The organism is Catenuloplanes niger (genome assembly GCF_031458255.1).
In the GTDB taxonomy this organism is placed as follows: Bacteria; Actinomycetota; Actinomycetes; order Mycobacteriales; family Micromonosporaceae; genus Catenuloplanes; species Catenuloplanes niger.
In genome coordinates this window covers 3,115,742-3,137,292 of record NZ_JAVDYC010000001.1, presented here as the reverse complement: position 1 = coordinate 3,137,292, position 21,551 = coordinate 3,115,742, and the positions used below count along the sequence as shown (strand labels likewise).

General features: G+C 73.3%; 16 protein-coding genes and 2 pseudogenes. 11 read left to right on the top strand and 7 right to left on the bottom strand.

Features of this window, described 5'->3' with window-relative positions; translation table 11 throughout:
- Window positions 1–116: 116 nt before the first annotated feature.
- The 6 genes from mtrA to hpf all read left to right on the top strand — a co-directional run bounded on the left by mtrA (window position 117) and on the right by hpf (window position 7,728).
- Window positions 117–806 (top strand): MtrAB system response regulator MtrA, encoded by a 690-nt coding sequence (mtrA, locus tag J2S44_RS13570; protein ID WP_306838480.1) that lies wholly within the window; start codon window positions 117–119, stop codon window positions 804–806.
- A 31-nt stretch (window positions 807–837) separates the two neighbouring features.
- Window positions 838–2,583, top strand: a complete 1,746-nt coding sequence (mtrB, locus tag J2S44_RS13565; protein ID WP_310412925.1) for an MtrAB system histidine kinase MtrB — start codon at window positions 838–840, stop codon at window positions 2,581–2,583.
- Entirely contained in the window at window positions 2,580–4,415 is a 1,836-nt protein-coding gene (locus tag J2S44_RS13560) for an LpqB family beta-propeller domain-containing protein (protein ID WP_310412923.1), read from the top strand. Before mtrB ends, J2S44_RS13560 begins: the two co-directional genes overlap by 4 nt.
- A gap of 258 nt (window positions 4,416–4,673) precedes the next feature.
- A complete protein-coding gene (locus tag J2S44_RS13555) occupies window positions 4,674–5,879 on the top strand; it encodes an IS110 family RNA-guided transposase (protein WP_310412446.1) in 1,206 nt (401 codons plus the stop codon).
- Between the two features lie 59 nt (window positions 5,880–5,938).
- Window positions 5,939–6,766, top strand: coding sequence for a ComF family protein (locus J2S44_RS13550; RefSeq protein ID WP_310412920.1), 828 nt, complete (start codon window positions 5,939–5,941; stop codon window positions 6,764–6,766).
- Between the two features lie 341 nt (window positions 6,767–7,107).
- Window positions 7,108–7,728, top strand: a complete 621-nt coding sequence (hpf, locus tag J2S44_RS13545; RefSeq protein ID WP_310412917.1) for a ribosome hibernation-promoting factor, HPF/YfiA family — start codon at window positions 7,108–7,110, stop codon at window positions 7,726–7,728.
- Between the two features lie 289 nt (window positions 7,729–8,017).
- Here hpf and J2S44_RS13540 read toward each other — a convergent pair whose 3' ends face one another.
- Both J2S44_RS13540 and J2S44_RS13535 read right to left on the bottom strand, forming a co-directional pair.
- Window positions 8,018–9,151, bottom strand: coding sequence for a GNAT family N-acetyltransferase (locus J2S44_RS13540; protein ID WP_310412914.1), 1,134 nt, complete (start codon window positions 9,149–9,151; stop codon window positions 8,018–8,020).
- 5 nt (window positions 9,152–9,156) lie between these two features.
- A complete protein-coding gene (locus J2S44_RS13535; protein WP_310412911.1) occupies window positions 9,157–10,314 on the bottom strand; it encodes a GNAT family N-acetyltransferase in 1,158 nt (385 codons plus the stop codon).
- Window positions 10,315–10,507: 193 nt separating this feature from the next.
- Here J2S44_RS13535 and secA point away from each other — a divergent pair.
- Both secA and J2S44_RS43110 read left to right on the top strand, forming a co-directional pair.
- Window positions 10,508–13,025 (top strand): annotated as a pseudogene (secA, locus tag J2S44_RS13530) (preprotein translocase subunit SecA); the annotation flags it as partial.
- An 83-nt stretch (window positions 13,026–13,108) separates the two neighbouring features.
- Window positions 13,109–13,420: pseudogene (locus J2S44_RS43110) on the top strand (SEC-C metal-binding domain-containing protein); the annotation flags it as partial.
- A gap of 1,085 nt (window positions 13,421–14,505) precedes the next feature.
- Here J2S44_RS43110 and J2S44_RS13525 read toward each other — a convergent pair.
- The gene (locus tag J2S44_RS13525; protein WP_310412905.1) at window positions 14,506–14,925 is read right to left on the bottom strand and encodes an Rv3235 family protein; all 420 of its coding nucleotides are present in this window, start codon (window positions 14,923–14,925) and stop codon (window positions 14,506–14,508) included.
- A gap of 10 nt (window positions 14,926–14,935) precedes the next feature.
- Between J2S44_RS13525 and J2S44_RS13520 the strand changes: the two genes are divergently transcribed.
- Complete coding sequence (locus J2S44_RS13520) at window positions 14,936–15,526, top strand: hypothetical protein (RefSeq protein WP_310412902.1); 591 nt, start codon at window positions 14,936–14,938, stop codon at window positions 15,524–15,526.
- A gap of 419 nt (window positions 15,527–15,945) precedes the next feature.
- On the opposite strand, the gene J2S44_RS13515 is transcribed toward J2S44_RS13520, so the two are convergent.
- Together J2S44_RS13515 and J2S44_RS13510 are read right to left on the bottom strand one after the other, a co-directional pair.
- Complete coding sequence (locus J2S44_RS13515) at window positions 15,946–16,170, bottom strand: helix-turn-helix transcriptional regulator (protein ID WP_310412899.1); 225 nt, start codon at window positions 16,168–16,170, stop codon at window positions 15,946–15,948.
- A gap of 13 nt (window positions 16,171–16,183) precedes the next feature.
- The gene (locus tag J2S44_RS13510) at window positions 16,184–16,651 is read right to left on the bottom strand and encodes an Lrp/AsnC family transcriptional regulator (protein ID WP_310412896.1); all 468 of its coding nucleotides are present in this window, start codon (window positions 16,649–16,651) and stop codon (window positions 16,184–16,186) included.
- Window positions 16,652–16,744: 93 nt separating this feature from the next.
- Here J2S44_RS13510 and J2S44_RS13505 point away from each other — a divergent pair, with 93 nt between their 5' ends.
- Entirely contained in the window at window positions 16,745–17,173 is a 429-nt protein-coding gene (locus J2S44_RS13505; RefSeq protein ID WP_310412893.1) for a rhodanese-like domain-containing protein, read from the top strand.
- 54 nt (window positions 17,174–17,227) lie between these two features.
- Window positions 17,228–17,734, top strand: coding sequence for a DUF6912 family protein (locus tag J2S44_RS13500; RefSeq protein ID WP_310412891.1), 507 nt, complete (start codon window positions 17,228–17,230; stop codon window positions 17,732–17,734).
- Between the two features lie 25 nt (window positions 17,735–17,759).
- Here J2S44_RS13500 and J2S44_RS13495 read toward each other — a convergent pair whose 3' ends face one another.
- On the bottom strand, window positions 17,760–18,818 hold the full coding sequence (locus tag J2S44_RS13495; RefSeq protein ID WP_310412888.1) for a hypothetical protein: 1,059 nt from the start codon (window positions 18,816–18,818) through the stop codon (window positions 17,760–17,762).
- 139 nt (window positions 18,819–18,957) lie between these two features.
- Entirely contained in the window at window positions 18,958–21,393 is a 2,436-nt protein-coding gene (locus tag J2S44_RS13490) for a helicase-associated domain-containing protein (RefSeq protein ID WP_310412886.1), read from the bottom strand.
- Between the last annotated feature and the right edge of the window lie 158 nt (window positions 21,394–21,551).

Genomic DNA, 21,551 nt, shown 5'->3' with positions numbered 1-21,551 from the left:
GTCCACGGAAAAAGGCCGGAAAAATCCTAAGATCATCCGATTCGGTACGCACGGCCGACAGGAACCGACGGCGGGCGTCACGCGCTTCGTGGGGAGGAAGTGCGATATTGGACGCCATGAGAGCCCGGGTCCTGGTGGTCGACGACGATCCAGCGTTGGCGGAGATGCTCGGCATCGTTCTGCGCAGCGAGGGATTTCTGCCGTCATTCGTGTCCGACGGTGAGCGCGCGCTCGCCGCGTTCCGCGAGAGCAGGCCGGACATCGTCCTGCTCGACCTGATGCTGCCCGGCATGAGCGGGATCGACGTGTGCCGGTCGATCCGGTCCGAGTCCGGTCTGCCGATCGTGATGCTGACCGCGAAGAGCGACACCGTCGACGTGGTCCTCGGCCTGGAGTCCGGCGCCGACGACTACGTGGTGAAGCCGTTCAAGCCGAAGGAGCTGGTCGCGCGCATGCGGGCGCGGTTGCGCCGGGGCGAGGACGCGGCGCCGGAGCTGCTGACGATCGGCCCGCCGACGAACCAGATCACGATCGACGTGCCCGCGCACACGGTCAGCCGGGACGGCGAGGAGGTCAAGCTCACGCCGCTGGAGTTCGACCTGCTGGTGGCGCTGGCCCGCAAGCCGCGCCAGGTCTTCACCCGCGAAGTGCTGCTGGAGCAGGTCTGGGGCTACCGGCACGCGGCCGACACGCGCCTGGTCAACGTGCACGTCCAGCGGCTGCGCGCCAAGATCGAGCCGGACCCGGAGCGGCCGGAGATCATCTTGACCGTCCGCGGCGTGGGCTACAAGGCGGGGAACGGCTAGCCTGTACGGCGTTGTGACCCGCACCTCTCCCATGACGCTGATCCGACGGCTCGCTGACTCCCGCGCGGCCGCCGCGCTGGGTGCTGCCCTCGTCCGGCTGCGCGACTCCGGCCCCGGCCGGGTCGTCGGCGGCTGGTGGCACGCGCTCGCCTGGCGCGCCGGCCGGGTCGCGGCCGTCGCCCGCCAGGCCTGGCGCCGCTCGCTGCAGCTGCGCATGGTCGCCATCACGCTCATCGCGTCCAGCGTGCTGGTCGGCGTGTTCGCGTTCGTGGTGGCGAACCGGGCCAGCACGATCCTGCTCGACCAGGCCACCGCGAACGCGGAGGCCCAGCTGAACGCGGGCGAGATCTGGGCCGACTCGCAGCTCGGCGTGCACAGCCAGGCGTTCGACCCGGAGCTGCAGAGCACCATGCTCAGCACGGTCGGCTACCTGGTCGGCGGCGAGACCAGCCAGGTCAGCGGCCGGATCTGGTCGCTGCGGGCGTACGGCGTGCCCGGCCTGCAGCCGGTCACCGCGCCGCAGGTCGACGACGTCTCCCAGGTGATCACGCGGGAGCTGGAGACCAGCGTCGCCACCGAGGGGCCGTCGTCGCAGATCCGCACCGCGTCGCTGAACGGCGGCGAGCCGCAGAAATACCTGGTCTACGGCACGCCGGTGCTGACCGGCTTCGGCCAGGTCGAGCTGTACTACGTGGTCCCGCTGACCGCGGAGGACCAGGCGGCGAACGAGATCCGGACGACCGTGCTGGTCACCGGCGCCGCGCTGGTGGTGCTGCTGGTCATCCTGACCGCGCTGGTCACCCGCCTGGTGGTGACGCCGGTCCGGGTCGCGGCCCGCACCGCGCAGCGGCTGTCCGCCGGCCTGCTCGACCAGCGGATGGCGGTCAACGGTGAGGACGACCTGGCGCTGCTCGGCGCGTCGTTCAACCAGATGGCGGCGAACCTGCAGCGGCAGATCGTCCGGCTGGAGGAGATGTCCCGGCTGCAGCGCCGCTTCACCTCGGACGTCTCGCACGAACTGCGCACCCCACTGACCACGGTACGGATGGCAGCCGACCTGATCTTCGCGGAGCGCGACGAGTTCGACCCCGCGGTCGCGCGCAGCGCCGAGCTGCTGCAGAACGAGCTGGACCGGTTCGAGAACCTGCTGACCGACCTGCTGGAGATCAGCCGGTTCGACGCCGGGTTCGCGATGCTGGACTCCGAACCGACCGACCTGGTCCCGATCGTGGAGCGGGTGACCGAGCGGCTGGCCGGGCTGGCCGAGCGCGCCGGCGTACCGCTGGATGTGGATCTTCCGGAGGCCGCGATGGTGGCGGAGGTGGATCCGCGCCGGGTCGAGCGCATCCTGCGGAACCTGGTCGGCAACGCGATCGAGCACGGCGAGGGCAAGCCGGTCCGGGTACGCATGCGCGCGGACGAGTCCGCCGTGTCGATCACGGTCCGCGACCACGGCGTGGGACTGAAGCCGGGGGAGGAGAAGCTGGTCTTCAACCGTTTCTGGCGGGCGGACCCGTCGCGGGCGCGGCAGACCGGCGGCACCGGCCTCGGCCTGTCGATCAGCCTGGAGGACGCGCGCCTGCACGGCGGCTGGCTGGAGGCGTGGGGTGCTCCCGGCGCCGGCGCGCAGTTCCGCCTGACGCTGCCCTGCCGGGCCGGTGACCGGCTCACCGCGGCGCCGTTGCGCCTGGTCCCGGACGACCTGCCGCCCCGCGTGACCGAGTCCCCGCTGACCGTGAGCGAGCTGCGCCGAATCGCCGAGGAGGCGCAGTCGTGAGAAGGGTCACAGCGACCGTCCTGGCCGCGCTGCTGGCCGCCTCCGGGCTGACCGGCTGCGGCATCCCCGGCTCGACCGACGTGCAGGTGCACGGCGAGAAGCCGTCGCCGGACGCGCCGGGCGGCGTCGACACGATCACGCCGGCGGTCCGCGACAACTCGCCCACGGGTACGGCCGAGGCGCTGGTCACGTCGTTCCTGGCGGCCGCGGCCGGCGACCCGGAGCAGGCCGTGGACCGGGCCCGGTCGTTCGTCGCGCCGGACCGGCGGGCGGCGTGGAAGCCGTCCAACGACATCAACGTGGTCCGGGTGCCGGTCCGTGCGGTCATCACGGAGGCGGAACCGTTCTCCACGGCCGAGCTCACCGTGCAGCACCTCGGGGTGCTCAATCCGAACGGCTCGGTGGAGCCGCCGAACAACGACGACACGAAGTACACGTTCACGGTCGGCCAGCTCCCCGGCCAGACCGGTTGGTGGGTGCTGGATCCGCCGCCGCTGCTGCTGCTCTCGGCCGCGGAGCTGGAGCGGCGCTACACCAGCACGCCGGTCTACTTCTGGAACAAGGAGCGCACCGCGCTCGTGCCGGACCTGCGCTGGCTGTCGCTGAGCGTGTCCGCCGAGCGCCGCCCGACGGAGCTGCTGGAGTGGCTCGGCGCCGGGCCGTCCGCGCTGCTCGGCGTCGCGACCGACGGCCTCCCGGCGAACGTCAAGCCCAAGGGCAACGTGCCGAAGGTGGTCGGCGACGACCCGCTGGAGGTCAACCTCAGCGCCGAGGCCGGCGCGCTGGACGACGACGCGATCTGGCGGCTCGGCGCGCAGCTGTTCTGGACGCTGCGCGACTACGCCGGCGGTGGCGTGCAGGTCAAGGTGGAGGGCCAGGCGCGGGCCGCGTTCACCGGCGACGCCCGGGTGCTGGCCGCGAACCCGTCGTCCGCGCTGATCGACGACCCGAACCGGTTCGCCCTCTACGACGGGCGGATCGTGCGGATGAGCGGCAGCCAGACGCCCGGGCCGGCCGGTGACGTGCCGCTGGCGACCGCGGAGACGAACTCCGGCGTCAGCCTCGCGTCGTACTCGCGGTTCGGCCAGCGCACGGTCGGCGCGTGGGTGCGCGACCGCGGCAACGGCCAGGGCCGCGAGCTGGTGGTGAACGCGGAGATCCCCGGCCGGGTGCTGCGGATCCCGCTCGGCGACGACCAGGCCGGCCGCCCGGCCTGGCTCTGGGCGCCGGGGCCGGCCGCGGACCAGCAGCCGGAGAGCCTGGTCGGGCTGATCCTGGTGAACGGGCGGCTGCAGCAGTTCGGCACGCAGGAACCGGAGCTCACCTCCGTGCCGGTGAGCAGCCTGCCCGGTCCGGGGATCTCCGCGATGGCGGTGTCCTACGACGGCCAGCGGATCGCGCTGGTCGCCGGCGGCCGGGTGTTCGTCACCACGCTGACCCGCACGGAGACCAGCGTGAAGGCCGGCACCGTGGTCCGCGAGGTGCCGATGTCGCTGACCGGCATCACGGCGGTGGACTTCGCGGCCGAGGACCGGCTGATCGTGGCCGGCCGGAAGTCGGGACAGAGCGCGATCGCCGAGGTCACGGTGGACGGCATCGACGAGCAGGACCGGGTGACCGACCTCGGCTCGGCGCAGGTCACCTACCTCGCGGCGTACCCGCTGAACCCGATCCGGCCGAACGGCAGCGGGGGCAGCCAGGCCGCCTACGTCGCGAACAACATCCCCTACAGCCTGCTGTTCAGCTCCAACCGGATCGAGCCCACGCAGCTCGCGCAGCCACCGCCGGACGCGGTCTCCAGCCGGATCAGCGCCCCGTTCTTCCTGGAGTGAGGCACGCCCCCCCCCCGTTACCTTTTTGATCAACCCCTTCGGGGTTGTTTGGTCGCTCGGCTCGGTATGGCTCTTTCCCCCTGTCGTACGCATGATCCGGGGGGTGTTGCCGCCGGGTCGGGTGGCGTCGACGGACCGCTGAATAGGGACCCGGCCGCCCCGCTTGCTGGGGTTGGTCTCTTCGTAACGTGGGTGCCGGCAGTTCGACGCCCGACCGCGACTGGACCCCGGTTGACCTGCGGTGATGGAAGGCATGCGGTGCACAACGAGTACGACGTGTTCCTCGGGCTCGACGTCGGCAAGAGCGACCACCACGCGGTCGCCCTCGGCCGGGACGGAAAGCGGCTGCACGATGCGCCGCTGCCGAACACCGAGAAACGTCTGAAGACCCTGTTCACCAAACTCGCCCGGCACGGCCGGGTCCTGGTCGTCGTCGATCAGCCCGCCTCGATCGGCGCCCTGCCCGTCGCGGTCGCCCGCGCCACCGGCTGCCAGGTCGCCTACCTGCCCGGACTCGCGATGCGCCGCCTCGCCGACCTCCACCCCGGCACGGCCAAGACCGACGCCAGAGACGCCTACGTCATCGCCGACGCCGCCCGCACCCTGCCCCACACCCTGCGCCGCGTCGACACCGGCGACGAGACCCTCGCCGAGCTGGAGGTCCTGATCGGCTACGACGACGACCTGGCCGGCGAGGCCACCCGGATCAGCAACCGCATCCGCGGCCTGCTCACCCAGATCCACCCGCCACTGGAACGCATCCTCGGCCCCAAAGTCACCCACCCAGCGGTGCTGGAACTGCTGTCCCGTTGCGGCGGCCCCGCTGGGCTGCGCACGACCGGCCGGCGCGACCTCACCTCGATCGTCGCCCCGAAGGCGCCACGGATGGGAGCCCGGCTCATCGAGCAGGTCCTGGCCGCGCTGGACGAGCAGACCGTCACCGTCCCCGGCACCACCGCCGCCGAGACCGTCCTGCCCCGACTCGCCGACAGCCTCCGGCAGGCCATGCAGCAGCGTGACCAGGTCGCGGACGAGGTCGAACGGATGCTTGATGCCCACCCTCTCGCCGAGGTCCTGACCTCGATGCCCGGCATCGGCGTCAGGACCGGCGCCCGGATACTCCTCGAAGTCGGCGACGCCACCGCGTTCAAGACCGCAGGGCACCTCGCCGCCTACGCCGGGCTCGCGCCCGTGACGCGGCGTTCCGGCAGCTCGATCCGCGGCGAACACCCGCCGAAATCCGGGAACAAGCAGCTCAAACGCGCGTTCTTCCTCGCCGCGTTCGCGTCGCTGTCCCACCCACCATCCAGGGCCTACTACGACCGCAAACGCGCTGAGGGCAAGAAACACAACGCCGCCATCATCTGCCTCGCCCGCCGCCGCGCCGACGTCCTCCACGCCATGCTCCGCACCAAAACCCCGTACCAGCCCAAAACAACCAAGGAATCTGCCCCTGAGGCTTGACGAAAACCATAGGGACACCCCCCCCGGATTTATTGATCAACCCCTATCCTTCCGGGGTGATGGGTGAGTCATCCGTGCGGCGCGACGCCGGCGCACCGGGAGGTCCGGCGGCCGCCGGGCTCTGGGCGACGCTGACCGACCTGGTGCTGCCGTCCGCCTGTGCCGGCTGCGGCGCCACCGGCCGGGCGCTGCGCCGTGCCGTGTGCGCCGACTGCGCGGCCGCGCTGCGTGCGCTCACGCCGTTCGCCACCGGGCCGGACCCGGCACCGCCCGGCTTCCCGCCGTGCGCCGCGCTCGGGCCGTACGCGGGGGTGCTGCGCGCCGCGCTGCTCGACTACAAGGAGCGTGGCCGCCGCGCGCTGGCCCGCCCGCTGGGCCTGCTGCTCGGCGACGTGATCGCCGCGGCCGCGCCCGCCCCGGCCGTGGTGCTGGTGCCGGTCCCGTCCACGCCGCGGGCCGTCCGGGAGCGGCAGGGCGACCACCTCGCCGCGCTGGCCGGCTGGGCCGCGACCCGGCTGCGCGACGCGGGGGTGCGCACCACGCTGGCCCGCCCGCTCGCCGCGCGGTCCGCCGCGGACTCGACGCGGCTGTCCGCGGCCGGGCGGATGGCCGAGGCGACGGCCAAGTTCCGGCTCCGCGCCCGGGCGGCGGACCGGCTGCGCGACACGCCCGGGACGACGATTCTGGTCGACGACATCGTCACCACCGGGGCGACGCTCGCGGTGATCGCGGAGCGGCTGCGGGCGGCCGGCGTGGCCGTGACCGGTGCCGCCGTGCTCGCCGCAACGTTGAGGCGAACGCCTTTGTCCCCCGAACGTGCCGGATGCGCGAATCTTCTCGACACGGTCTTGGGAACGGAGCGTGACGCCGGGCGGAACACGGGTTAGCGTTTGTATAGCGGGGGTATGACCCCAAGATCTGCCGCCGCTGGGGGCCGCTGCTGCGTGCCTCCGTCGGCCACGTCGGCCAGCCGCAGTGCGGGCCACGCCGGCCGGCACAGCGGCCGGCCACATCGGCCGGCACCGCGGCTGGCCGCGCAGGCCAGGCCGCCCGCCGAGAGGAGGCTACGCCGCGTTTTCGGAGGTCGGTCGAGAAGTTCCCCAGCGCGCCGCCGGCATGCTCGCGACCGCGCCGGACCGTCCTCCGCCTCGTCAGACCAGTTCAAGCCCAGATCTGTGGCCGCCGGAGCTCCGGTGGTCCCGCAGGATCGATCAGGGGGAGGTCACGCGTGGACATTGTCGTCAAGGGTCGGAACGTTGAGGTGCCGGACCACTACCGGGTACACGTCGCCGAGAAGCTCGAAAAAATCGAGCGTTACGACCAGAAACTCATCCGCGTCGACGTCGAGCTGTTTCACGAGCGCAATCCGCGCCAATCCGATCACTGCCAGCGAGTCGAGATCACCGTCGTTTCCCGCGGCCCGGTGATCCGCGCCGAGGCATGTGCCGCCGACTTCTACAGCGCCCTGGACAGCGCCATCACCAAGCTCGAGACCCGGCTCCGCCGGTCCGCCGACCGCCGCCGCGTGCACCGCGGCCGCCGCACCCCGGTCTCGGTCGCCGCCGCGACCGCCGGGCTTCCGGCCGAAGGCTTCGCCCCGCTGGGTGGCGGGTCCGCCACCCTGGTCAGTGAGCGCGAGCCCGAGCCCGAGCTCGACGACGATCAGCCCTGGCACGTCGTCCGCGAGAAGGAGCATTCGTCGATCCCGATGAGCGTGGACGACGCGCTGTTCCAGATGGAACTCGTCGGGCACGACTTCTATCTCTTCATGGACAAGGAGACCGGCCGCCCGAGCGTCGTCTACCGGCGCCGCGGCTACGACTACGGCGTCCTCTCACTCGAGGCCTGACGCCCCGCCCGGCAAGCCGGTGACCGAGGCGTCCGCGTGCCGTTCCCACGACATGGCGGACGCCTCGATCACCGCGCCCGTTCTTCCCCTCCGCAACCGCGGCACGGCGTGTTCGACCCGCCGCGCCGGCGACGCGACGAGTCCGGTCCGCGACGCGGTGCGTTCCGCCCGCCGCGACGCGGCGCGGCGCGTCCAGCCCTCCGGCGGCGCGGCGCGTCCAGCCCTCCGCGACGCGGCGCGGTCAGCCCTCCGCGGCGCGGTGCGGTCAGCTTTCCGCGGCGCGGCGGGGTCAGCCCTCCGCGGACGCGGCGCGACTGAGCAGGTCGGACGCGACCATGGCGAACAGCACGTCGTCGACCCGGCGGCCGTGCGCGCCGGGCAGCCGGGAGCGGTGGTAGCCCTCCCGCTGGAAGCCGGCCTTCTCCAGCACCCGCTGGGAGCCCGCGTTCTGCGGGTTCGTGCCGGCGACCAGCCGCGCGATCGACGTCTCGGCGAACGCCCAGAGCGCCACCAGCTGCACGGCGCGGGTCGGGAACCCGCGGCCGCGCCACTCCGGCAGCATCGCGTACCCGATCATCGCCTGTCCGGTGTTCCGCTCCTGGTAGTAGAGCCCGATGTCGCCGGCCGGGCGGCCGGTCGCGGTGTCCAGGATGACCAGGTCGGCGCGGTCACCGGCCAGCCAGTGCGCCTGCGACCGGGCACACCGCAGCTCGATCTCCCGCCGGTCCGGTGCGACCGGGGGCACGCTGGTCGCGACCACGTCCGGCTGGTTGAGCAGCGTGTGCAGGAAGTCCTCGTCGCCGGGGAGCAACGGGCGGAGCGTGACCACGCCGTCGCTCAGCTCGCCGCCGGGCAGGTCCGGCAGCCACCGCGCGACCGGCCCGGGCGGATCACCGGCGAGCCGGGCGAACGCCACCAGGTCGGTCCGCGCGCCGTCGCGGTCCGGCGCGACGCCGCGGCGCACCGCCTCACGCTGGAACCCGGCCGCGAGCGCGACCCGCTGGCTGGCCACGTTCTCCAGCTCGGTGAGCAGCTCCAGCCGGGCGAAGCCGTGCGCGAACGCGTGCGCGCCGAGCGCCACGGTCGCGGCGGTCGCGACGCCCCGGCCGCGGGCCCACGGCGCGACCCAGTAGCCGACCTCGGCCTGGGCCCGCTCCCGGATCACCCGGTGCAGGCCGATCGTGCCGAGCAGCCGGTCCGTGCGCGGGTCGGCGATCGCCCAGACGCCGCCGCCCTGCCGCCACTCCGCCTCCGCGCCCTCCTCGATCCACCAGAGCGCGTCCGCCTCCGTGTACGGCTGGGGCAGCAGCGGCAGGAAGCGCTGGGTCAGCGGGTCGGAACAGGCCGCGACCACGTCGGCGGCGTCGGTGCGGCGCAGCGGGCGCAGCCGTACCCCCTGGTCCTCCACGGTTGTCCGGTCCATCGTGCTCACCTCGCTGTCCGTCCGAGATCGGCCGGGACCAGGCCGCCGGCCCACACGTCGCGGCGTTCACCACGGTGCGGGAGTCCCGCGCGGCGCACGCCCTCCATGGTGAAGCCGGCCTTCTCCGCGACCCGCCGGGAGGCGTCGTTGCCGACGTGCGCGAGCCACTCGACGCGTTCCAGCCCCAGCGTCCCGAAGCCCCATTCGCAGACGGTACGCAGCGCGGCCGTGGTGTATCCACGACCCCGGGTGCGCGGCGCGGCGGAGAAGCCGACGTCCGCGACGAGCGGATCCCCGGGACTGGTCAGCCGCAGGTCCATGTTGCCCGCGTAGGCGTCGTCCGGTCCGGTGAAGACGAACATCGCGGCGGTCCCGGCCGTCCACTGCGCGCGCTGGTAGCCGAGCGAGTACCCGGCCGCGTCCGCGAGCGTGTAGTTCTCCGGCACCGTGGTCCAGCGCAGCGTCTCCGGGTCGCGGCAGGTCTCCACGACGGCCGGCAGGTCCCTCTCCTCGGCCGGCCGCAGCCGCACCCCGCCGGGACCGGTCAGCACCGGGCACGGCCCGCCGAAGACCCGCGCGCGGCGCGCCTCGAGCGCGACCGCGGGGGAGTCGGGCCGGCCGGCCTCGGTCAGGTCCCCGGGCAGCAGCGACGCGGCCCACCGCTCCGAGTGGGTGCCGTCCGGGTCGGTGCGCAGCGACCGGCCGGTGCCCTCCATGGTGAAGCCGAGGCGCAGCGCGGTGATCCGGGACGCGTGGTTGCCGACCCGGGCCCGCCAGCCGACCAGCCCGAGGCCGAGTTCGGCGAAGGCCCACTCCAGCAACGCGCGGGTGGCGCGCTCGGCGACCCGGGCGCCCCGCGCGCCGGCCGCGGTCCAGAAGCCCAGTTCGGCGTACCCGTGCCGCTGATTGATCTTGGTCAGGGCCACCGAGCCGAGCAGGGTGCCGGCCGAGGCGTCGAAGACCCCGAGGTGCAGCCCGGCGCCGGCCTCGCGCTGTGCGGGTGCCTCGCGCAGCGCGAAGTCCGCGTTCACGGCCGGGTCGGTGGGCAGCGCCAGCCATCGCTGGACGTCGGGGTGGACGACCGCGCGATGCAGCGCGTCCACGTCATCCGGCGCCCAGTCGCGCAGCCGCAAGCCGTCAGAAATGATCTCCACGGGCTTCATTCGGCCATCCTCACCCATGGCTCCGAGATCCCCAACCCGCTTTCCCGGGTACGGGACGCGGCCGATAATCTGCCCTCAGCGAACTCACAGGTGTTTTTTGTCCGATTCGAGCGACTATCGGGAGCCGCGGTAGTCGCTTCTGCGCCTCCGCGCCCTACGATGGTTCGGCAGACTGTGTAGGGAGCGTTGACCCGTGTCGATTCTGGAAAGAGTCCTCCGCGCCGGTGAAGGCCGTATGGTGCGGCGGCTCAAGGCCATCGCGGACGCCGTCAATTCGATCGAGGATCAGTACGTTGACCTCACGGATGACGAGCTGCGCGACCTGACCGAGCAATACCGTGAGCGGCTGGCCGAGGGCGAGTCGCTCGACGACCTGCTCCCCGAGGCGTTCGCCACGGTCCGTGAGGCCGCGAAACGCGTGCTCGGCCAGCGGCCTTATGACGTCCAGCTGATGGGCGGCGCCGCGCTGCACTTCGGCAACATCGCCGAGATGCGCACCGGTGAGGGCAAGACCCTGACCTGTGTGATGCCGGCCTACCTGAACGCCCTGGCCGGCAAGGGCGTGCACATCATCACCACGAACGACTACCTCGCCCAGCGCGACGCCGAGACCATGGGCCGGGTCCACCGGTTCCTCGGCCTCACCGTCGGTGTGGTCCTGCCGAACCGGCCGGCCGCCGAGCACCGCGCGGCGTACGAGTGTGACATCACCTACGGCACGAACAACGAGTTCGGCTTCGACTACCTGCGCGACAACATGGCGTGGTCGGCGGCCGAGCTGGTGCAGCGCGGCCACAACTTCGCGATCGTGGACGAGGTCGACTCGATCCTCATCGACGAGGCCCGGACCCCGCTGATCATCTCCGGCCCGGCCGAGCACTCCGCCCGGTGGTACGGCGAGTTCGCCCGCGTCGTCAAGCGCCTCCAGCGCGGCAAGGACGGCGAGGGCGACTACGAGGTCGACGAGGCCAAGCGCACGGTCGCGATCACCGAGCGCGGTGTCGCCCGGGTCGAGGACCAGCTCGGCATCGACAACCTCTACGAGTCGGTGAACACGCCGCTGGTCGGCTACCTGAACAACGCGATCAAGGCCAAGGAGCTCTACAAGAAGGACAAGGACTACATCGTCAACGACGGTGAGGTCCTGATCGTCGACGAGTTCACCGGTCGCGTCCTGCACGGTCGCCGCTACAACGAGGGCATGCACCAGGCCATCGAGGCGAAGGAGGGCGTCGAGATCAAGCAGGAGAACCAGACGCTCGCCACCGTCACCCTGCAGAACTTTTTCCGCCTGTACGACAAGCTCTCCGGCATGACCGGTACGGCGCAGACCGAGGCCGCCGAGTTCAACAAGGTCTACAACGTCGGCGTGGTCACCATCCCGACGAACCGGCCGATGATCCGCGAGGACCACCCGGACGTCATCTACAAGACCGAGAAGGCCAAGTTCCACGCGGTCGTCGAGGACATCGCCGAGCGCCACGCGAACGGGCAGCCGGTCCTGGTCGGCACGGTCTCGGTGGAAAACTCCGAGATCCTCTCCCAGCTGCTGCGCCGCCGCGGCATCCCGCACCACGTGCTGAACGCGAAGTTCCACGCCCAGGAGGCGGAGATCATCGCGCAGGCCGGCCGGCGGGGCGGCGTCACGGTCGCCACCAACATGGCCGGTCGAGGCACCGACATCCTGCTCGGCGGCAACCCCGAGCACCTGGCCACCGCGGAACTCCGGCAGCGCGGCCTCGACCCGGTCGAGCACGCCGACGAGTACGAGAAGGCGATGGAGGAGATCCTCCCGCGCTGGAAGCAGGCGTGCGACGCCGAGGCCGACGAGGTGATCGCGGCCGGCGGGCTCTACGTGCTCGGCACCGAGCGCCACGACTCCCGCCGCATCGACAACCAGCTGCGCGGTCGCGCCGGCCGTCAGGGCGACCCGGGCGAGTCCCGGTTCTACCTGTCGCTGCAGGACGACCTGATGCGGCGCTTCCGGGCCGGTGCGGTCGAGGCGGTCATGGACCGGCTCAACATCCCCGAGGACGTGCCGATCGAGTCGAAGATGGTCAGCCGCCAGATCAAGAGCGCGCAGACCCAGATCGAGGGCCAGAACGCGGAGATCCGCAAGAACGTCCTCAAGTACGACGAGGTCATGAACAAGCAGCGCCAGGTGATCTACGCCGAGCGCCGCCGCGTACTGAACGGCGAGGACCTGCACGACCAGGTCCGCCACATGCTCGACGACACCATCACGGCGTACGTGCAGGGTGCCACCAGCGACGGCTACGCCGAGGACTGGGACCTCGAGCAGCTGTGGACCAGCCTCAAGCAGCTCTACCCGGTCGGCCGGACCATCGAGGACCTGGCCGAGGAGGCCGGCGGCGAGGTCAACCACATCGACCCCGAGTTCCTCCTGGCCCAGCTCAAGGAGGACGTGCACGACGCGTACGACCGCCGCGAGCAGGAACTCGGCCCGGAGGCACTGCGCGAGCTGGAGCGTCAGGTGCTGCTCGCGGTCATCGACCGCAAGTGGCGCGAGCACCTCTACGAGATGGACTACCTGCAGGAGGGCGTCGGCCTCCGCGCGTACGCACAGCGCGACCCGCTGGTGGAGTACCAGCGCGAGGGCTTCGACATGTTCCAGCAGATGATGGAGGGCATCAAGGAGGAGGCGGTCGGCTTCCTCTTCAACCTGGAGGTCCAGGTCGAGGAGACCCCGACGGTCGACGCCAGCAAGGCCCAGGCCCTGCCCCGCGTCGGCGGCACCGCCACCCCCGACGCCCCGGCGGCCGAGGCCGAGCCGGAGACGCAGGTCGAGGTCCGCGCCAAGGGCCTCGGCGGCGGTCGCGCCCAGCGCCAGCCCCTGCAGTACTCCGCACCCACCATCGACGGCGCGGCCGGCTCCGGCGCGGTCGAGATGCAGCGCCAGGCCCCCGCACTCGGCGGCGACGCCCCGTCCGGCGGCACCCCGTCGCCGCGCGAGGCCGCCCGCCGCGCCCCGGTCACCGGCAGCGGCCAGGCCACGGCTTCCAACGGCCCGTCCCGCAACGCCCCGTGCCCCTGCGGCTCCGGCAAGAAGTACAAGCGCTGCCACGGCGCCCCGGGCAACGACTGATCCACACCGCTTCACCAGCCGGCTCGGCCTCACGGCCGAGCCGGCTTTTTCTTCCCCCACTCCCAGCCCGCGCTTTCTTCCCCAGCACCCAGCCCGCGCCGCGCCGGGCGGTGTGGCCTCGCGCCCGTGCCCTCGCGTGCTGCCGCATCGCTTCCCACGGGCCGGGCGCTTCCCCGCTGCGCCCTTTGCTCTCCGCAGCCGCGCGCTTACTGCGGTCCCATGCGTGCTCCCCGCTGAACGCGGCCTCCCCACGACTTGCGCTTGACGACTCCTGAGCTTCGCGCCGGGCGTGGCTTCGCGCGGGACGTGGGCTTTCGCGCCAGGCGTGGCTTCGCGCTGGGCGTGGCTTCGCGCTGGGCGTGGCTTTACACGCCGGGTGTGGTTTTCACGTTCGGCGTGGGGCCTCGTGCCGCGCGCGGGTTCGCGACCGGCGTGCGCTTCGTGCCAGGCGCGGAGCTTGGGCCGGGGCCGGGTTTCGCGCCGGCGTGTCGACGCGCGTGGTTTCTAGGTGCCCGCAGGCCGTGAGCTTTCGTGGTCTTGACGCTTCGGTGAGCGGGCTTCCCTATGCACTTCACACTGGGCCCAAGTTTCGCGCTGATCTGCACTTAGCGTGCCGGCGCCCGGCCTGGATTTCGGCGTCGGGTGTGCGGCTCGCGCCGGGTGTGCGGCTCGCGCCGGGTGTGCGGCTCGCGCCGGGTGTGCGGCTCGCGCCGGGTGTGCGGCTCGCGCCGGGTGTGCGGCTCGCGCCGGGTGTGCGGCTCGCGCCGGGTGTGCGGCTCGCGCCGGGTCTGCGGCTCGCGTTGACCTGCGCTCCGCGTGGATCTTGGGCATTGCGCCGGGCAGCATTTCGCCTGGCCTGCGGTTCAGGGTGGCCTGCGCTTCACACCCAGGCCCGGGTTTCGTGCTGAGTCTGTGCCTCGTGCTGCCCGGCACGAAGCGCTGGATGCGCGGTTTAAGGGCCGTGGCTGCGGTGCCGGTGGACGTGCGGCGAGGATCTGGCGTGGGTGCCGTTCGGGGACGGTCGGTTTCTCAGGGGATTCGGCACGAGTCGGCCTCCGAGCGGTGGTGGTGGGATCGGTGACGGGTCAGATGGCGGTGAAGACGGTGGCCAGCCAGCGGCCGTGAAGCAGTTCGAGGCGGTAGGCGAGGGCCCAGGTGCGGCCGGCCGTGGTGAGGACGGCGGAGGCCTCGGCTACGCCGGGACGGGGTTCGCAGACGCGGAGGCGGCGCGGGTGGACGCGGCCCTCGGGCGCGAGGGGGCGGCGGCCGGCTACCGGCGGCAGGCCGGCGGTGCGTCGCAGCCGGGCGATGGTGCGCAGCGCGGTGTCGGCGTTGGTCAGGATCGTGGGGGCGGCCATGAGCGCGGAGACGGCGCGCAGGTGGCCGATCGGCCGGTAGCCGTTGAGGATCTCCAGCGAGCGGGTCAGGAACCGGTGGGCGGCGCCGCGTGCCTCGGCGGACGCGCCGGCCACCGCGTCGGCCGGAATCGGTGGCGGGACGCGCACCCCGGCGAGCGTGGCCAGGTCGGACAGCGACCCGTTGCCGACCGATGACAGCCCGCCCGTCGATGAAACGCCGCCGAGCGTCGACAACCCGCCTACCGGCGAGAAGCCACCGAGCGACGATCCGCTGCGGACCGACGGGACGCCGTTGGCGGGCGATCGGCCGCCGGCCGATGGGAGGCTGTTCGCGGACTGTCGGCCGCCGGCCGATGGGACGCCATCGGCGGGCAACATGCCGCCGGTCGACGGGATGCCGTCGGCGGGCGACCGGCCGCCCGCCGACGGGACGGCCTCGGCGGGCGACATGCCGCCGGTCGGCGGGATGCCGCTGGTGGGCGACCGGCCGCCCGCCGACGGGACGGCCTCGGCGGGCGACATGCCGCCGGTCGACGAGACGCCGTTGGCGGGTGACCGGCCGCTGGCCGACGGGACGCCATCGGCGGGCGACATGCCGCCGGTCGACGGGGTGCCGCTGGTGGGCGACCGGCCACCCGCCGATGGGACCCCCTCGGCGGGCAACATGCCGCCGGACGGCGAGACGCCGTCGGCAGGCGACGCGCCACCGATCGGCGAGCTGCCGCAGGCGGGCGAGATGCCGCTGTGAGACGACATGCCGCCGGTCGGCCACACGCGGCCGCGCGCCCGGAAGTCGTCCGGCGGGAAGTCGCCCCGCGGGAAGTCGCTCGGCGGCGAGGCGCCGCCGGCTGGCGGCACGAGGTCGCCCGGACGGTAGTCGGGCGGCTCGCGTGGCCGCCACGGGAGCGTGAGCTGGTCGGCGTCGGACCAGGCGAACGGCTCGTCGTCGAACGGGGGGTCGACCGGGGGAACGCGGGTGACGCGGATGGCGGGCCGGACGCCGCGCGGGTCGGCTAGTCGCATGACCATGAGGAACGCTCCGAATGCTTGCGTTTGCCTTCGTTTGCCTCCGACAGCCTCCATTCAACGGCACGCCGAAACCACCTGTCAATGATCGACTTCGATGGGTGATCCTTCAGCGTGGCCGAACGTACCCGCTGGTCAGGCCTATTCCTCGCGCTCGGCCAGCGGGTTCTGGGCGACCCACTCCGCGGTCTCCGCGTACTTCGCCGCGATGTACTCCTCGAGCCGTGCGCGCTCCACGCGCCACTGTCCCCGGCCGCCGATCTTGATCGCGGGCAGCTCGCCACGGCGGACCATGTGGTAGACCTGCGAGTCGGAGACGTTGAGTTCGGCGGCGACGTCGGACAGCAGCAGGAACCTCGGTTCCACCGGCGGCACCCCCTCAGTCTGTCATCGACGGCGCGGTCACCGCGCGGGCCGGCAGGTGGCTGGAGTAGACCACGCTGGTGGTCACGCCGCCCAGCGCGCTGATCCGGCCGGTGATCTCCTCCAGGTGCCGCATCGACGCGGCCAGCACCTTCAGCACGAAGCAGTCCTCGCCGGTGACGTGATGAGCTTCCATGATCTCGGGGGTGCGCGCCACCATCTCGCGGAACGGCCGGTAGTTGCCGGTCGGGTAGCGCAGCCGGACGAACGCCATGATGTGCAGGCCGACCCGCTCCGGCGTCACCACCGCGCGATAGCCGGAGATCACGCCCAGTTCCTCCAGCCGGCGCACGCGCTCGGTGACCGCGCTGGCCGACATCGCGACCGTGCGGGCCAGTTCCGCGAAGCTGATCCGGCCGTCCCGTTGCAGCTCAGCGAGGATCCGCCAGTCGGTCGGATCGAGCTCCGGGGAAACAGCGGCCATCACCGCACTATACCGGGGGATCCACGGCCGAGAGCCGCACAGACCGTGCGATGCCCATCCCTAAGGCGAGCTGACGTCCGTACCGTCGAGGGCATGTGGAATGAGGGTGTTGCATTTTTCTCGGCCCGGCTCGAGATGCGGATCGACGTCTCCGACACGCACGCGGCACTGGAGTCCGGCGCGCCCGGCTTCGTCCTCGTCGACTCCCGGTCGGCCGAGGCCTGGACGCAGGCGCACATTCCCGGCGCGCTGCACCTGCCGCGCCGGGAGATCGCGGCGCGCGGCCCCGCGCTGATCGACCCCGCGACCCCGGTCGTCGTCTACTGCTGGGGGCCGGGCTGTGACGGCGCGACCCGGGCCGCGCTCGCGTTCGCGCAGCTCGGATACCGGGTGCGGGAGATGATCGGCGGCATCGAGTACTGGATCCGGGAGGGTTTCACGGTGCGCACGCCGGCCGGCCCGACGACCCGCGAGCCGGACCCGTTGACCGCGCCGCTGAAGGGCGCGACCTGCGCCTGCTGACCGATGCGGTCTAATTGAGGGCGCCACAGTGACGGATGCGGGGAGACCACAGCGGTGCCAGATCAGAATGTCCGGGTGTACGTGCCGGCCACGCTTCCGCTGCTCGCCACGCTGCGCGAGAAGGGCGAGCTCGGCGCGCCGGGCGACCCGGTGCACGCGGTCACGCCGCACCTGCGCGAGTGGTACGCGGAGGGCGACGAGGAGGAGCTCGAGTACGTGGCGTTCACCCGCGCCGCCCAGTCCGCGCTCGTGCTGCTGCATCGTGATCCGCAGGCCCCGCGACGCCGCGTGGTGATCTCCGCCGACCTGCCCGCGGCCACGCTCACCCGCGGCGACGACCAGCTCGGCTCGTCGATCATGACGCTCGGCCGGCCGTTGCCGCTCGGCGCGGTCGCCGCGGTGCACGTCGACTCCGCGGACGCGGTGCCGGACGTGACGGCCGCGGTGGAGGCGGTCCCGGGCGCGCTCGACGGCGACGAGGACGCCCAGTTCACGGTGGACGGCGCGGAGGACCACGAGCTCGAGTGGTACGACAGCACCGAGCTCGACCGGATCGGCTGAGTGCCGCGGGCGGGACCGTCGCGAGCTAGTCGTCCTCGATCGGCTTCATCGTGCGGCCGAGCAGGATCATCGCGGTGATCGCGCCGACGAACAGCACGATCAGGCCGTTGTTGAAGCGGGAGTTGGCCAGGATCTCCTGCGCGGCCTGGTCGGCCTCGCTGAGCCGGCCGGCCAGGTCGAGCAGGCGGCCGCCGCCGGTCCGGGCGATCGCCTCGGACACCAGCAGCACCGCGCCCGCGCCCGCGCCGCCGGCCAGGTAGACCACCCACTTCGGCCGCTCGTCGCCCTGCCGGCTGGTCAGCGTCAGGTAGGCGATCACGCCCGCGATCAGCGCGCTCAGCAGCGACGACGTCAGCGAGAACCAGCTCAGCGCGTCGGCCTGGGAGGCCTGGGTGTCGCCGGCGCCGAACAGGTTCAGCAGCGGGGCCTGGAACAGGTTGAGCACGAAGCCGATCAGGAAGACGCCCAGCGACGCGTTGACCACCGCGCCGGCCAGCGCGGAGTGCCGGATGCCCGCGAACGCGCCACCGGCCGTCGCCGCGGCCGCGAACGTCGCCGCGAGGATCGTGATCGCGTCGCCCCGCCCGTAGCTGTTCAGCACCACCAGCGCCGCGACCGCGCCGACCAGCAGCCCGCTCGCGGCCGCCACCGCGAACCGCAGGGTCGCGCCGGCCCGGCGCACCGGGCCGATCATGGTCACGGCCGTGAGCCCGGTCGCGGCGCCCGCCACCAGGCTCGCGGAGATCAGGCCGGGCAGCGAGTAGGCGGCCAGGTAGACGGCCAGCGCACCCTGCTCCGCGGTCGACACCGACACCTGGGCGGACCGCAGCATCACGCCGAGCCAGCCGAGGGCCACCACCGCGAAGACCAGTTCCAGCGGTACGGCGAACCGCCGCCGCTTCGCCGGAACGCCCGCCGCGCCGGCCCGGTCCGCGGTCTTGCCGGCCGTCCCGGCGCCCGCGGCATCGCCCGTCGTCTCGGTGCCCGTGGTTTCGCCGGTCGGCTCGGCGGCGCGGGCCGACCCGGCCTTCTTCGGCGTCGCGGACGCGCCTGCGGTCGTGGGGGTGCGTGGCTGCTTGGTCATCCTCTGTCTTCCTCGCCCGGCCCCGCGGGCCGCATGCTGCCAACCGGCGGCCTCAGGGTACGCGTCCCACCTGACACTCCTCGCGTCCCCGACCTCACCCGCCGCCTTTCGCCCCATCTGCCCGAAGCCGCGCACGCCGTCATTCCGGGGCGACCGAGACGATCCGGCCGAGCGCGAACGACACCTCCTCGGGCAGCGGCGGCACCCAGCCGACCAGGAACTCGCCGTCCACCGAGACCGGTTCGACCAGCCGGGTGTAGCGGCGGCCGCCCGCGTTGACGTACTCGATGTACACCGAGCGGCGCTCCCGGACGCAGGCCGCGAGCGTGTCGCGGGCCGGGCCGTCGAGGCGTTCCGCGTGCAGCGCGATCTCCTCGTCCACCGGGCGGCTCCGCGGGCGCAGCGCGGCGATCCGCCGCCGGACGTCCTCGACCGGGTCGGCCGGCGTCGCCGCGCCGAGCAGCAGCGTCGCGAGCAGCGTCGCGTCCTCCCGGGTCAGGGCGGGCTCCTCGGCGGGCCGCACCAGGGTCCGCGCACGCGGCTCGGCGTCGTCGTCGGCGGGCACCGTGGGCCGGCGGACCAATGGCCCGCCGGTCGCGTCCTCACCGGCCGGCGCGAATCCCGCGGCGCGCAGCCCGGCCAGCGTCTCCTCCACCCCGGCCGGACTGACCAGCACGGTCGGCGCGACCGCGGTGAGGCCGAGCGCGGCCAGCCCCCGGGTGGAGAGGATCTCCGCGACCAGCGCCGGATCGTCGGTGTGCAGCACGCATCCGGCCGGCCGCACCCGCACCCGCCCGTGCCGCCGGGCCACGTCGGTGATCAGGTAGTCGAGCGCCTGCGGCAGCGTGCCGACCGCGCCGAGCGCGGCGCGCAGGTCCTCGGCCCGGTGGCCGTCGTCGAGCGCGCGGCGGACCGAGGCGGCGGTGAACCGCCACGTCCCGGCACTGCCACGGGATTCCCGGTCGGCGCACGCGTCGAGCAGTTCCGCGAGTTCGGCGGCCGGGATGCCGGGCACCACAACGGTCAGATCGTTCTGGAACAGAGCGGTGGTGACCGCGTCCGGCAGCAGCTCACCCGCGATCCGGTCGAGGTCGTCGCCGGCGCCGGCGAGCAGCGCGCGGCCGAGCGGGGTGAGCGCGCCGTGCGCGATGACGCCGCAGAGCCGCCCCTCCTCCCACAGCTGCGTCACCAGCTCGTCCCGGTCGCCGGTGACCGGCCGGTCGAGCGGGCGGTGCCAGCCGACCGCGGGTCCGGCCGCGAACGGGCTCGGCAGCCCGTGGCCCTCCGGCAGCGCGCCCAGCAGGTCCAGCAGCCCGGTCTTGAGTCGCGGCGCGACCGCGTCCACCGGGTGCGGCACCAGCGCCGCGCCGGCCGGCCCGAAGCCGCCGCGGTGTGCGGCCAGCGCGGCCGGGGCGAGGGTGGGCCAGCGGCGCAGCAGCGCGGTGAGCCGGCCGGCCGGGCTGAGCCGCCGCCACCGGCCGTGCGCGCCGGTGACCGCGTAGTGCACCGGGTCCATGCCGTACCCGACGGACCGGTCGTGCACGGCCGCGACCAGACCGGCCGCGTGTGCCAGCACGAGCCAGAAGCGCGCCTCGGCCGGTGGCAGGCCGGCGGCCTTGCCGAGCCGGGTGAGCTCGCGGGTGCCGACGCCGCCGGTCTTGAGCGCGGCGGCGGGCGTGGCCGCGACCGCGTCGAGCAGCGCGTTGACGGCCTGGACCGCGGCGTGCGCGGCCGCGGCGGACTCGCGGGTCAGCGCGTCGGCCGCGACCGGCACCGGGGCGGGCAGCGGCGGCTCGGGCGTGAACGGCGGTGCCCAGTCCGGCCCGCGCAGCGCCGTGGCGACCTCGGCGGGCATCTCCAGCCGCCAGCCGCTGAACGCGAGCAGGCCGCGGCTGACGGCCCAGTCCTGCGCGGCGGACCGGGCCGGGTCGGGCGTGGCGACCGGCATCCCGGCGGCCATCGCGTGCAGCAGGTCGCGGGTCTCCGGCGGCGCGGCGTCGGCGAGGTCGCGGACCGCGGTGGCGTCGCCGAGCGCGGCGCACACCGCCGCGTGCGCGTCCTCCCGGCGCGGGCCGGGGTCGGGCCGGCCGAGCGCGGCCGCGATCTGCCGCAGTCGCTCGGCCGGTGTCTCACGGTAGAGGCGGGCCGCGTCCGCGCCGAGGCCGAGCGGGTGCGGGAACCAGCGGCTCAGCTCGCCCGGGACGTGCAGCGCGCCGTCCTGGTCCGGCCAGGCGAGCGCGGCCGTGGCGAGCCGGTCGAGCGCGCCGGTGAGCCCGGGGTCGTCGGCGGGCAGCCCGAGGCGGTGGGCGAGCGCGGCGCGGGGGACCGGGCGGTGCCGGCGGCCGAGGTGGACCAGCAGCGCGAGCAGCTCGTGGCTGGGCTGCGGCTGGCCGTGCAGCGCGGCCTCCAGCGCGGCGGGGCGCTGGAGACGCTCGGCGAGCGCGGACAGGTCGCCCGGCGGCGCGGCGGGCCGGGAGCCGGTGGTCGCGTGGACGCTGTCCGGCCGCCGGAGCAGGGTCCCGGCGAGCTGATCAGGGCTGCGACCTGCGAGCCATCGTACGAGTGGAGACGCCACGGCAGCCAAATGTTCCCTATCGCCTCCAGCCGGTCAATCCGGCGTACCCGACATGGTTGTTTATCGATGACCGGCCGACGTTCCCGCTGGTGAACTGTGTTCGTTTGGTGTCGGTTGGTAGCCGGAGGGGTCCGGAATCCGGTTTCGCGGCCGTAGCA